Source organism: Gellertiella sp. DMC107, assembly GCF_056313605.1.
This window is the reverse complement of the sequence record NZ_JBQUZZ010000001.1, coordinates 983,044-995,654: the sequence shown is the minus strand read 5'-3', so window position 1 is coordinate 995,654 and position 12,611 is coordinate 983,044. Positions and strand designations below refer to the sequence as shown.

Sequence of the window (12,611 nt, the reverse complement as noted above, 5' to 3'; positions counted from 1 at the left end):
TCAGGTCAGATAGGCGAGCGCGAGAGAATCGGAAAAGCGTTCCAGCTCGGCTTCCACCGTCTTGAAGCGGGACCAGTCCACCTCTCCCGATTGCTGCTGCGCCAGGTCCTCCTCCAGACGATCCATGTCGCGGCGCAACCGGGCCCGGTTTTCCGCGCTGTTCGGCAGCTGGCGGACCGAGCGGGCGATTTCGGTCACCTGAAAAAGCACGGAACGGGGATTGTAGGGGTCGAGACCCATGAGATCGATGACGCTCGCGGTCGAGGTGTCGACGCTGTAATGGCGGCGGTGGGTCATCACGTTATCGCCGATATCCAGCACGAGGTCGTCTGCTCCTTCCGGCGCATCCGGGCGGGTGAAATGCGCCAGCAACAGGGTCATGTGCAGGCCCCGCTCCAGATGCCGCCCGATCGTCAGGAAGCGCCAGCCCATGAAGCGATACATGTTTTCATGCACCAGACCGGCAAAGCCGGCAAGCTTGCGCAACAGGATGGTCATGGCATGGGCCGCATCGTCGCCGGGGGACACTTTTTCCCGGAAACGGTGCACGGTCTTCTGCAGGTCCGTAAGGGCCAGCCAGCCATCCGGCGAGAAGCGGTCGCGCAGGTTACCGGCGGAATAGACGGCGCTGTCGATATTCGCGATCAGCATCTCAGGGACGGGCTCGGCCGTATCGATTTCCAGTTCGGCAAGGTAGGCGGTCAGCGATTTCAGAAGAGGCAGGTCTGCATTGCCGGCCTCGGCCAGACGGGCATGATAGGCCCTGAGAATGCGAAGCGCACCTTCCGCCCGCTCGATGTAACGTCCGAGCCAGAACAGATTGTCGGCCGCGCGACCGGGGAGATTTCCGCCTTGCCGGACCACCGGATGGTGATCGCCGGCCGACATCAGCGAGACCGGGGACACGGGCTTCGATCCGATGATCCAGAGATCTGCGCTGCGGCCCCCCTCGCGGAAGGCCAGGGGGCCATCTTCATCCAGTGCGGCGGTTCGCGCAAAGCCGCCCGGCATCACGGTCCAGCCGTCGCCGGTTCGCGCCACATAGGCCCGGACGATCAGCGGGCGCGAGACGAGCGCACCGTCCTCGAAGACGGGGGTGCGGGAGAGAGCGATCGCTTCCCGTGCCACGAGATGCGGCTTGTCCGCCACGTCCGCCGGGCTGCCCGCGCGAAAGCCGCTGTTTTTCTCGAAGGGAGGCAGTCCGGAGTAAGCGGAACCGATGAGATAGGCGTTCCCCGCTGCCGTTGCCGCGCCTGCCCCCCAGACTGTCCGGGCGGCGGAAAGGGCAAGGTCACGGCCAAGCAGCCTGCGGGCAAGATCGGGCAGATGCGCCGCGACGATGCCGGTTTCGAGAATGCCCGACCCGAGGGCATTGACCATGGTGACGGTTCCCGCCCGCACCGCCTCTACCAGGCCCGGCGTCCCCGCCAGAGAGCTTTCGTCGAGCTCGAGGGGATCGGCCCGGTTGGCGGCCATGCGACGCCACAGCGCGGCGACCGGTTTCGGGCCGGAAATGGTGCGGACCATCAGCTCGCCGTCGAGGACCGTCAGATCCTCCCCCTCCAGCAGCGTGAAGCCGAGATAGCGGGCCAGATAGGCCTGTTCGAAATAGGTCGGATCCTGCCGGCCGGGCGTCAGCACCGCCACCCGCTCGTCGCTGTCACCCAGCCTTGCCCGCAAGCTGTCGCGGAAGCCGGCGAAAAAGGGGGCGAGGCGCTCCACCGTGCTGCGGTCGTAAAGGCCGGCGAAGGCCCGTGTGGTGGCAATCCGGTTTTCGAGCGCAAATCCTGCCGCCGATGGCGCCTCGCTTCTGTCGGAGAGGACATGCCAGTGTCCTTCCCGGTCACGCCCGAGGTCGAAGGCCAGAAAATGCAGGAACTGACCGCCGCGCGGCGGAATCTGGACGAGCGGTCTGAGAAAGCGCGGATTGCCCGCCACCGCCAGCGGCGGGAGGCACCCTTCCGCCACGAGACGGTTCTCGCCATAGATATCGGCGACCACCGCTTCCAGAAGGTCGGCCCGCTCGACAAGGCCCTTGCCGATGACGGCCCATTCCGCTTCCGGCAGCAAGACCGGAAAGGGGGAGAGCGGCCAGGGGCGGGGCGAGGTCCCGCCGCCATAATCGCGATAGTGGATGCCGGCATCACGCAGATAGCGTTCGGCCCGGGCAAAGCGCTCCACGTGCTCCAGTGCGGTTTCGGAGGAAAACGCTTCTGCCAGCGGTCGCCAGACATCGCGGATGGCGCCAGGAGAGCCGACCATTTCGTCGAAGATGCCGGGCCGGGGATGATAGGCAAAGGGCAGGCCAAATCCGTGGCCCGTGCCTTCTTTGCCCCCCTTTTCGTCCGCCATGCGCCCGCTTCCGTTCCCGCATCCTGTTTCAGCGAGGGGTAAAGGCATTTACCGGCTGCTTCAAGGCCTTGCGCCTGCCGTTTGACGGAAATCGACAGGCGGTTCGCGGGACCGATGACGGCTGGCAGCCTGTCTTCACTGACGGCCGAATTCATCCACGATACGGATGATGTCGTCTTCTCCGAGATAGGATCCGGTCTGCACCTCGATCAGTTCCAGCACGATCTTGCCGGGGTTGGCAAGCCGATGCACCTCTCCCTGGGGAATATAGACCGACTCGTTTTCACGCAGCATCCGGACCGTATCGCCGATGGTCACTTCCGCAGTGCCCTTCACTACGATCCAGTGTTCGGACCGGTGGTGATGCTTCTGCAGCGACAGCTTCTTGTCCGGATCGACGAAGATCCGCTTTACCTGGAAACGGTCGCCGTTGAGCACCGATGTATAGCCGCCCCAGGGGCGATAGCTGGTGGGATGTTCACGGGTGAGTTTCTCCGTGGCCGGGCTGGCAGCAAGGGTTTTCACCAGCGTACCGACAGATTGCGCCTCATCGAGGCGGCCGACGAAAACGGCATCTTCGCTGGCGATGACCGCGACATTGTCCATGCCCTGAACGGCAAGATGGCCATTGTGGGAAATCACCAGCGAGTTGCGGGTGTTGACGAGAGTGGCATTGCCGTCGCTGACATTGCCGTTTTCGTCCCGTGCGCCGAGCTTCCAGATGGAATCCCAGGACCCGAGATCGGACCAGGCGAAGGACGACGGAACCACCGCCCCGCGCGCCGTCTTTTCCATGATGGCATAGTCGATGGAGACATCCGGGCTGGCCGCGAAACAATCCGCGTCGAGGCGGGTGAAATCAAGATCGCGCGCGGATTTGGAAACGGCCCGCTCGACCGCATTCCATACTTCCGGCGCCTGGGCTGCAAATTCCTGGGCCAGCGACGGTACGTGGAAGACGAACATGCCCGAGTTCCAGAAATAGCCGCCGGACGTCAGCATGTCGCGGGCCTGCTCGACCGGGGGCTTCTCGATGAAACGGTCGATGGCATTGGCGCCCGGCGCCACGGCTTCGCCGGCCTTGATGTATCCGTAGCCGGTCGCAGGCTCGGTCGGCTGGATCCCGAAGGTGACCAGCCGGTCTGTCAGAGCGACATCGCGGGCCACATGCACGGAACGGAAGTAGCTCTCATCCGCAGTGATTTCGTGATCGGATGCGAGGATCTGGATCAGGGCCCGGTCTCCGAACAGCTGTCGGGCGATGATGGCGGAAGCGGCCACGGCCGGCGCGGTGTTACGGGCCATGGGTTCCAGCACGATTGCGGAGAGTTTCACACCCAGCTGGCGGGCCTGTTCCGCCACCAGAAACCGGAATTCCTCATTGGTGACGATAATCGGCGCTTCATAGAGCGCGGCATCCGAAACGCGGTTCAGCGTGCGCTGAAAAAGTGTATGCTCCCCCAGAAACCGGATGAACTGTTTGGGCGCCTGCGCCCTCGAAAGCGGCCAAAGCCTCGTTCCCTTACCGCCCGCCATGATGACAGGAACTAATTTCTGGCTCATCTCAGCTCTCCTTTTGTCGCGCCCGATCGAAGGCATCCTAGGCCCGGCATGATCCACGCGAGGTTGTTTTTCGCGACCTATAGACCACATCTCCGGTTAAGGGCCTGTGGAATTTCTTGCTTCACGAAACGTGAATTGTGCCGGGAACGAACAAAACAGATGACGCGAAGCGAAGTTCCGCAGTAGAGAGCCCGCGATTGGCCATCAGCAGGAACCGGAGCAAGCGGCATGAGGCACATACTGGTCGTGGGTATCGGCACCGGAAACCCCGAGCATCTGACCGTTCAGGCCATCAATGCGCTCAATCGGGCCGATGTGCTCTTCGTGCCCACCAAGGGACGGAAGAAGGCGGATCTCGCCGAAGTCCGCCGCGATATCATCGCCCGCTACGTCACCAATCCCGCCAGCCGCACGGTGGAATTCGCCCTGCCGGTGCGGGAGGCGGAGGGCAAGTCCTATGTCGGCCGCGTCGATGACTGGCATGCGGCGATTGCGGAAACCTATGTGCGCCTGCTCATCGAGGAGGTAGCGGAGGACGGAACGGCCGGCTTGCTCGTCTGGGGCGATCCGATGCTGTATGACAGCACCCTTCGCATTCTGGAGCGGGTGAAGGCGACCGGAAAGGTGGCTTTCGACATCGAGGTCATTCCGGGCATCACGTCCATCCAGGCGCTCTGTGCCAGCCATCGCATTCCCCTCAATCTGGTCGGAAAGCCGGTGGAAATCACCACCGGGCGGCGTCTGCAGGAAAGCTTCCCGCACCGGTCCGAAACCAGCGTCGTGATGCTTGACGGCGAGCAGGCCTTCACGCGGGTCACCGATCCCGAGGCAAAGATCTACTGGGGAGCCTATCTCGGGACCAAAGACGAGGTGATCCTTTCGGGCCGGGTTGTGGACTGCGCCGCCGAGATCGAGCGGCGCCGCGCCGAGGAGCGGGAACGCCATGGCTGGATCATGGACATCTATCTTCTCCAGAAGGGTGCCGATTTCGACGACGAATAATGCCGTTTCAGCGCGGGTGAGGGTCGCCTGTTGATCCAACGCAATGACGGTTGCATGATAAAAGCCTTTCTGGCCGGCGGTAAACACGCTGCTGCGGTCTCTTCCGCCTGCCTCCAGGATCGATGTCATGAACGCCATTCAACCGCTTTTCCGCACCGCCGACGACCAGCCGGTCCAGTCGAGCCGACGCGGTGTCTGCCCCTCTCTCAGCCGGCCCATGCAGACGGGCGACGGGCTGCTGGCGCGGCTGCGTCCCGCGACCGGCGGCTTCCGCCCGGCCGATCTCAAGGCCGTGGCACAGGCAGCGCGGGCCTTCGGCAACGGCCTTCTCGAAGTCACGGCGCGAGGCAACCTTCAGGTCCGCGGACTGAAGGCCGAGACGGTGGCGCCGCTGACCGAGGCGGTGTTTGCCACGGGCATGGATATCGCGACCGGCCTGGCCGTCGAAACGCCGCCGCTCTCGGGTATAGACCCTTCGGAGCTGGCTGATGTGCGTCCGCTTGCGGCAGCAATCCGGGCACGGGTCGCATCCGCCACGCCTGCCCTCAAGCTTGCTGCGAAACTCTCGGTGATCGTCGACGGGGGCGGAACCTTCAATCTGGATGCGATCGTCGCCGATATTCGCCTCAAGGCCGTGCGGACGGGCAGGGGGCTGAATTACGCGCTTCTTCTCGGCGGCAATGCCGCGACCGCGCGGCCTGTCTGTCTTCTCGAAGTCCATGAGGCGGTCGATGCCGTGATGACGGTGCTGGAAATGCTTCACCGGATGGGCAACGAGGGGACGAAACCGGCCCGGGGCAAGGATGTCGATCCCGCCACGCTGCCGCTGCCGGGCACGGCGCTTGCCCCATCGGAACGTCCGGCGCCCACGGGTCGCCGGCCCGCAGGCCTGCACCGGCTCGCTCCCGATCTGTGGATTGCCGGCCTTGGGCTGACCTATTGCCAGGCCCATGCGGAAAGTCTTGGCGCGCTATGCGAAAAGGCTGAGGCGCTCGGGGCGGCGGAAATCCGGCTTGCTCCCGAACACGGTCTTCTTCTGCCCTTCGCCCGCCAATCCGACGCCGAGACCCTGTTGGCATTTGCCCGGGAGCATGGCTTCCTGACGGAAGAACATCTTCCCGCCAATCACGTCGCCCTTTGTGCGGGCACGGCCGGATGTGCCTCGGCCTATTTCGACACGCATGCGGTGGCAGAACTTTTCGTGCGCGAAGGCGCCGATCTGCTCGACGGATCCTTCACCCTGCACCTTTCGGCCTGCCCGAAGGGGTGCGCCCATCCGGCCGCGACGCTTTTAGGCCTGTCGGGTGCGCCATTAGGCTATGGTCTTGTCGTAAATGGGTCCGCATCGGCCTCGCCAGAAGCCTACATCGCTGCTAATGACGTGGCGTCTGCAGTGGAACGGCTTGCCGCCCTGATGCGGACCGAGAAACAAGCTGGCGAATCGACGCGTGATTGCCTGAGCCGCCTGGGGGCGGAGCGGGTCGCCAACGCCTTGCGACGGAAAGATTGATGCCTGACTACGATTACATCCGGGATGGGAATGCCATCTACGAAAAGTCCTTCGCCATCATACGCGCCGAGACCGACCTTTCCCGCTTCACCGAAGCGGAAGCCGATGTCGCGGTGAGGATGGTGCATGCCTCCGGCTATGTCGGAGCAGCGGAATTCTTTGAATTCCATCCGGATTTCGTTTCAGCCGCTCGCGCGGCTCTTCAGGCCGGCGCACCGATCTTCTGCGATGCGAACATGGTGGCCCATGGGGTGACGCGCGCACGCCTGCCTGCCAATAACGAGGTGATCTGTTCGCTGACCGATCCGCGTACGCCCGAGATCGCGAAGGAAATCGACAATACGCGGTCTGCGGCACAGATGCGGCTGTGGCTGGATCGTCTGGCGGGCTCGGTGGTGGCTATCGGCAATGCACCGACAGCGCTCTTCTACCTGCTGGAAATGTTGCGTGACGGGGCGCCGAAGCCGGCGGCCATTCTCGGCATGCCGGTCGGCTTCGTCGGAGCGGCGGAAAGCAAGGACGCACTGGCCGAAAATTCCTATGGCGTGCCCTATGCCATCATCCGCGGCCGTCTCGGCGGCAGCGCCATGACGGCGGCAGCGCTGAACTCTCTCGCGAGGCCGGGCCTTTGAGCGGCGCGGGCAAGGGACGCCTGATCGGCGTGGGAACCGGCCCCGGTGATCCGGAGCTTCTGACGGTGAAGGCCGTGAAGGCGCTGGGGGAAGCGGACGTGCTTGCCTATTTCGCCAAGGAAGGCCGGCGCGGCAACGGACGCACCATCGTTGATGGCATTGTCCGCGAGGGTATGGCGGAGCTGCCGCTCTACTATCCCGTCACCACGGAGATCCACAAGGATCACGACGATTACAAGAGCCAGATCACGGCCTTCTACGACCGGTCTGCGGAAGCGGTTGCCGCCGAACTGGAGAAGGGCCGAACGGTAGCCATCCTTTCGGAAGGTGACCCGATGTTCTACGGTTCCTACATGCATCTGCATGTGCGGCTGGCGCATCGCTACCCGACCGAGGTGATCCCCGGCATTACGGCCATGTCCGGCTGCTGGTCCATGGCCGGCCTGCCGATCGTGCAGGGCGATGACGTGCTGAGCGTGCTGCCCGGCATCATGGACGAGGACGAGCTGATCCGTCGCCTGAAGGATACGCAGGCCGCCGTGATCATGAAGGTCGGCCGCAACCTGCCGAAAATCCGCCGTGCATTGGATGCTGCCGGCAAGCTTCACCGTGCCGTCTATGTGGAGCGCGGCACGATGAAGAATGGCGGCATGATCCGGCTCGCCGACAAGGGCGACGATGCCGCGCCCTATTTCTCGCTGGTTCTCGTGGCGGGCTGGGAAGGCAAGCCTTCCGAGGATTGCGAATGACCGGCATTCTCTACGTGATCGGCACCGGGCCGGGTAACCCGGACCAGATGACGCCGGAGGCGCTGAAGGCGGTCGAGGACAGCACCGCCTTCTTCGGCTACTTCCCCTATGTGGATCGTCTCCACCTGCGTCCCGACCAGCAGAAGATCGCCTCCGACAATCGCGAGGAGATCGATCGCGCCAAGGCCGCGCTGATCCGCGCCGCTGCCGGCGAACGGGTCTGCATGGTGTCCGGTGGCGACCCCGGCGTGTTCGCCATGGCGGCCGCGGTCTGCGAGGCGATCGATGCGGGTCCCGACGAATGGAAGACTGTCGAGCTTGTCGTGACCCCGGGTGTCACGGCCATGCTGGCCGTTGCCGCGCGCATCGGCGCGCCCCTCGGCCATGATTTCTGTGCGATTTCGCTGTCCGACAATCTGAAGCCCTGGGACGTCATCACGCGTCGCCTGCGGCTGATGGCGGAAGCGGGCATGGTGATTGCGCTCTACAATCCGATCAGCAAGGCGCGGCCCTGGCAGCTCGGTGCCGCCTTCGACGTGCTGCGCGAGGTTCTTCCAGCCACCGTGCCGGTCATCTTCGGACGGGCCGCAGGGCGTCCAGACGAGCGCATGCTCGTCATGCCGCTTGGCGAAGCGGATGCGAACCGGGCGGACATGGCCACCTGCGTGATCATCGGTTCGCCGGAAACCCGCATCATCGCGCGTCCCGGCCGGCAGGACCTCGTCTATACGCCCCGCTTCCTCTCTGCGGAGAAGAGGTGATCCATATGGGCGAGCGCGGCCTCGACCGTCGGCACTGCCGGCACGCCGGGCGGCTCCTGGCGGTCCACCATGATGACGGGAATGGCAAGCGCACGCGCCGCTTCAATCTTGGCATGGGTGGCGCTGCCGCCACTGTTCTTGGCCACGATCAGCCCGATTTTTTCGCTTCGCAGAAGTTCCAGCTCGTCTTCCAGCCCGAAAGGGCCGCAGGCGAGCACGTAGCGCGCATCCGGAACGTCGAGCGGCGGCGTGACGGGATCGACGCTGCGGACCAGATAGGCATGTTCGGGTCTGGCGGAAAACTGGTAGGCCTCCTGCCGCCCGATCGCCAGAAAGACGCGGCTCGGCGTGTCTGGAAGCCGCTTCACCGCCTCGGCGACGCTGGACACGCGAATCCATCGGTCACCTTCACGACTCTCCCAGGCCGGGCGACGCAGCGCGACCAGCGGGACACCGGAGATCGCCGCGGCTTCTGCCGCGTTGCGGGAAATGCGGGCGGCGAAGGGATGGGTCGCATCGATCAGCAGATCGATGGCCTCGGCCTGAAGATAGCGGGCAAGACCCTCCGCGCCGCCGAAACCGCCCACCCGGACCGGAACCGGCTGCTCGCGCGGATCGGCGGTTCGCCCTGCGAGCGAAAGCATGGTATCGAAGCGGTCATCGCCGGCAAGGCGTGCCGCCAGCCCGCGCGCTTCCGTCGTGCCCCCCAGAATGAGTATCCGGTGCTTGTCCATGGTTGATCAGGTTTCTCCGCCGGCTGAATGCTGGCTCACTGTTATCGGGCTCGGCGAGGATGGTCCAGACGGTCTCGGCGACGAGGCGAAACAGGCAATCCGCGCCGCGGCGGTGGTCTGCGGTGGCGCGCGTCACATCGAGCTGGTCGATGGACTGGTCACGGGCGAGCGGCATGTCTGGCTGAGCCCTTTCGAGCGCTCGATGCAATTCGTCGATTCCCGGCGCGGAGAGAAGGTGGTGGTGCTCGCCTCCGGCGATCCCTTCTTCTATGGCGTCGGCGTCACGCTCTCGCGGCGCATGCCGCGCAATGAAATGCATGTGATCCCCGCGCCGTCCTCCTTCTCGCTCGCCGCCTCGCGGCTGGGCTGGGGCCTGCAGGATGTGGAATGCGTCTCGCTGCATGGGCGTCCGGTCGATCTCATCCGCCCGCATCTCCATCCCGGTGCCCGAATCATCGCGCTGACGTCCGATGAAAAGGGGCCGGCGGAACTGGCCGCCACGCTCGTCGCCGCCGGCTTCGGCGAGACCGACATGATCGTGCTCGAAGCGCTTGGCGGTCCGCAGGAGCGGGTGACGGGCCAGGTGGCCAGCCGTTTTGCCATGTCGGGCATCAACAGCCTCAATGTCTGTGCCCTCGAGGTGAAGGCGTGGGCCGGAGCGCGCATCCTGCCCTATGCGAACGGGCTTTCGGACGCGCTCTTCGAGAGCGACGGACAGCTGACCAAGCGCGAGGTTCGGGCCGTTACCCTTTCGGCGCTGGCGCCGCGCCATGGCGAGCTGCTGTGGGATATCGGCGGTGGCTCCGGCTCGATCTCCATCGAATGGATGCTCGGCCATCCCTCGCTTCGCGCCATCGCCATCGAAGGCGTGCCCGAACGGGCGGCGCGGATCAGGCGCAATGCGGCTCAATTCGGGGTGCCCGGCCTTCAGGTGGTCGAAGGCATGGCTCCGTCGGCCCTCGACGGCCTGCCGCGGCCCGATGCCATTTTCATCGGTGGCGGCGGGAGTGAGGAGGGCGTGATGCAGACGGCAGTCCGCGCCTTGCCGAAAGGCGGGCGGCTGGTTGCCAATGGCGTGACGCTCGAAATGGAAGCCGTCCTGCTGCATTGGCAGGCCCGGCTTGGGGGCACCCTCACGCGGATCGACATTGCCCGGGCCTCGCCCGTCGGCGCCATGCAGGGCTGGCGCGCGGCGATGCCGGTTACCCAGTGGAGCTGGGTCAAGGAACAGGAAGACACGGAATGACGGTACATTTCATCGGAGCAGGGCCGGGCGCGGCCGATCTCATCACGGTGCGCGGGCGAGACCTGATCGGCAAATGCCCGGTCTGCCTCTATGCCGGCTCGATCGTTTCGCCGGAGCTTCTGCAATATTGCCCGCCGGGCGCCCGTATCATCGATACAGCGCCGATGTCGCTGGACGAGATCGAGCGCGAATATCTCCTGGCGGCTGCCAATGGCGAGGATGTGGCCCGTCTTCATTCCGGCGATCTCTCCGTCTGGAGCGCGGTGGCGGAACAGATCCGCCGGCTGGAAAAGCATGGCATCGATTACACGATGACCCCGGGCGTGCCTTCCTTCGCGGCAGCCGCTTCCGCGATCCGCCGGGAGCTCACCATTCCCGCTGTCGCCCAGAGCCTCATTCTCACCCGTGTGTCCGGCCGGGCCTCGCCCATGCCGGAGAAGGAAACGCTCGCCAATTTCGGTGCAACCGGCGCGACACTCGCGATCCACCTCGCCATTCATTCGCTGCCTGACATCGTGCGGGAGCTGACCCCGCTCTATGGGGCCGACTGCCCCGTGATCGTTGTCTTCAAGGCGAGCTGGCCGGAAGAACGGATCATCAGGGGCCGGCTTTCCTCCATCGAGGCGGAGGTGGCCAAGGATCCGATCGACCGCACCGCGCTGATCTTCGTGGGTCCCGGCCTTGGCTCGGAGGATTTTCGCGAGAGCTCGCTCTACGATCCCGATTACCAGCGCCGCTTTCGCGGGCGGGACGGCTTCTTCGAGTGATCAGAGCTTTCCGTGGCTCGCCATGAAAGCCTCACGCGCCGCTTCGATGGCGGCGCGGTTCTCTTCCGCCCAGACCCAGACGCCGCAAAAGGCGTAGCTCAGTCCATGCCCCATCCTGGTCAGCGTGTAATCCACATGCGGCGGGATGACCGGGTGAATGCGCCGCTCCACCAGCCCGTCATATTCCATCTGGCGTAGCGTCTTGGTCAGCATCTTCTGGCTGATATCAGGCACGCGCTTGCCGATTTCCGTGAAGCGCAGCGTTCCGCCCTCTTCGAGAACCTCCAAAATCAGCATGGTCCATTTGTCAGCCACCTTGCCGATAATGTCTTCGACCAGTCTGTCAACCGCCGGATCGGTCTCCACGGACCGGCATGATTGCAGATGTCCGTCGGAGGTGGACGTCTTAACATCTTGATTCATAATCACTCTCTTTTTGGTAAGTATAAATCTTTTCAGCGCCTACTTACCAATCGAATGTAAGCTTCATAGGTTGTCCGGGCAATCCCAAATTATGGAGCGAAACTCATGAAAATGACCGGCAACACCCTTCTCGTCACAGGTGGCGGCACCGGCATCGGCCGGGCCATCGCCGAAGCCTTTCACGCGCTCGGGAACAAAGTCATCATTTCCGGCCGGCGCGCCGAACCGCTCGAAGCCGTGGTCAAAGCCAATCCCGGCATGGCCTACCGCATCCTCGATGTCGCCGATGCCCAGGCTATCCCGTCATTCACCGCCGAACTCACGGCCAGCTTTCCCGATCTCAACGGGGTGATTCACAATGCGGGCATCATGAAGCCCGAAACCCTGAAGGATGCGCCCGCCTATCTGGCCACGGCAGAGGAAACCATCGCCATCAATCTTCTGGGGCCTATTCGCCTGACGGCGGCACTGCTGCCGCATCTCCAGACGAAGCGGGACGCCGCCATCCTGACGGTCAGTTCCGGCCTCGCCTTCGTGCCTCTGGTGCTGACGCCCACCTATTCTGCCACCAAGGCGGCGATCCACTCCTATTCGCAGACCCTGCGCCAGCAGCTCAAGGGTTCCGGGATCGAGGTCATCGAAATCGCTCCGCCCTATGTCCAGACGGAATTGATGGGCCCGGCACAGGCCGTCGACCCGCGCGCCATGCCGCTTGCCGATTTCATCCGCGAAGTCATGGAGATTCTCGGCCGCGGCGCCGTGGAGGAGGTGATCGTGGAGCGGTGCCGTTTCCTGCGCGATGCGGAGGCGGAAGGGCGCCATGCGGCCGCTTTCGAAGCGGTCAACAGCCAGCATTGAGCGGAGAGGGGGGG

General features: G+C 64.3%; 12 protein-coding genes. 8 read left to right on the top strand and 4 right to left on the bottom strand.

Going from position 1 to position 12,611, the window contains the following annotated elements; translation table 11 throughout:
- Complete coding sequence (locus ACT54B_RS04660; RefSeq protein WP_476043162.1) at positions 1-2,352, bottom strand: circularly permuted type 2 ATP-grasp protein; 2,352 nt, start codon at positions 2,350-2,352, stop codon at positions 1-3.
- Between the two features lie 135 nt (positions 2,353-2,487).
- The gene (locus ACT54B_RS04655; RefSeq protein WP_476043161.1) at positions 2,488-3,915 is read right to left on the bottom strand and encodes a mannose-1-phosphate guanylyltransferase/mannose-6-phosphate isomerase; all 1,428 of its coding nucleotides are present in this window, start codon (positions 3,913-3,915) and stop codon (positions 2,488-2,490) included.
- Between the two features lie 228 nt (positions 3,916-4,143).
- Between ACT54B_RS04655 and cobF the strand changes: the two genes are divergently transcribed.
- The 5 genes from cobF to ACT54B_RS04630 all read left to right on the top strand — a co-directional run bounded on the left by cobF (position 4,144) and on the right by ACT54B_RS04630 (position 8,569).
- The gene (cobF, locus tag ACT54B_RS04650; RefSeq protein ID WP_476043159.1) at positions 4,144-4,917 is read left to right on the top strand and encodes a precorrin-6A synthase (deacetylating); all 774 of its coding nucleotides are present in this window, start codon (positions 4,144-4,146) and stop codon (positions 4,915-4,917) included.
- Positions 4,918-5,044: 127 nt separating this feature from the next.
- Positions 5,045-6,427 carry a precorrin-3B synthase gene (gene cobG, locus ACT54B_RS04645; protein ID WP_476043157.1) on the top strand — a complete coding sequence of 461 codons (1,383 nt, stop codon included), beginning with the start codon at positions 5,045-5,047 and terminating at the stop codon, positions 6,425-6,427.
- Positions 6,427-7,059: a precorrin-8X methylmutase gene (locus ACT54B_RS04640; RefSeq protein ID WP_476043156.1), complete on the top strand. Its 633-nt coding sequence runs from the start codon at positions 6,427-6,429 to the stop codon at positions 7,057-7,059. Before cobG ends, ACT54B_RS04640 begins: the two co-directional genes overlap by 1 nt.
- Positions 7,056-7,808, top strand: coding sequence for a precorrin-2 C(20)-methyltransferase (locus ACT54B_RS04635; protein ID WP_476043154.1), 753 nt, complete (start codon positions 7,056-7,058; stop codon positions 7,806-7,808). The genes ACT54B_RS04640 and ACT54B_RS04635 overlap by 4 nt, the downstream gene beginning before the upstream one ends.
- Positions 7,805-8,569, top strand: coding sequence for a precorrin-3B C(17)-methyltransferase (locus ACT54B_RS04630; RefSeq protein ID WP_476043153.1), 765 nt, complete (start codon positions 7,805-7,807; stop codon positions 8,567-8,569). The genes ACT54B_RS04635 and ACT54B_RS04630 overlap by 4 nt, the downstream gene beginning before the upstream one ends.
- Here ACT54B_RS04630 and ACT54B_RS04625 read toward each other — a convergent pair.
- Positions 8,533-9,303 carry a cobalt-precorrin-6A reductase gene (locus ACT54B_RS04625; RefSeq protein WP_476043152.1) on the bottom strand — a complete coding sequence of 257 codons (771 nt, stop codon included), beginning with the start codon at positions 9,301-9,303 and terminating at the stop codon, positions 8,533-8,535. The two genes, ACT54B_RS04630 and ACT54B_RS04625, sit on opposite strands and share 37 nt — an antisense overlap.
- Here ACT54B_RS04625 and cbiE point away from each other — a divergent pair.
- On the top strand, positions 9,302-10,549 hold the full coding sequence (gene cbiE, locus ACT54B_RS04620; RefSeq protein ID WP_476043151.1) for a precorrin-6y C5,15-methyltransferase (decarboxylating) subunit CbiE: 1,248 nt from the start codon (positions 9,302-9,304) through the stop codon (positions 10,547-10,549). The two genes, ACT54B_RS04625 and cbiE, sit on opposite strands and share 2 nt — an antisense overlap.
- Entirely contained in the window at positions 10,546-11,316 is a 771-nt protein-coding gene (cobM, locus tag ACT54B_RS04615) for a precorrin-4 C(11)-methyltransferase (RefSeq protein ID WP_476043149.1), read from the top strand. The genes cbiE and cobM overlap by 4 nt, the downstream gene beginning before the upstream one ends.
- Here cobM and ACT54B_RS04610 read toward each other — a convergent pair whose 3' ends face one another.
- Complete coding sequence (locus ACT54B_RS04610) at positions 11,317-11,739, bottom strand: winged helix-turn-helix transcriptional regulator (RefSeq protein WP_476043147.1); 423 nt, start codon at positions 11,737-11,739, stop codon at positions 11,317-11,319.
- A 105-nt stretch (positions 11,740-11,844) separates the two neighbouring features.
- Between ACT54B_RS04610 and ACT54B_RS04605 the strand changes: the two genes are divergently transcribed.
- On the top strand, positions 11,845-12,597 hold the full coding sequence (locus ACT54B_RS04605) for an SDR family oxidoreductase (RefSeq protein ID WP_476043145.1): 753 nt from the start codon (positions 11,845-11,847) through the stop codon (positions 12,595-12,597).
- The last annotated feature ends 14 nt before the right edge of the window (positions 12,598-12,611 follow it).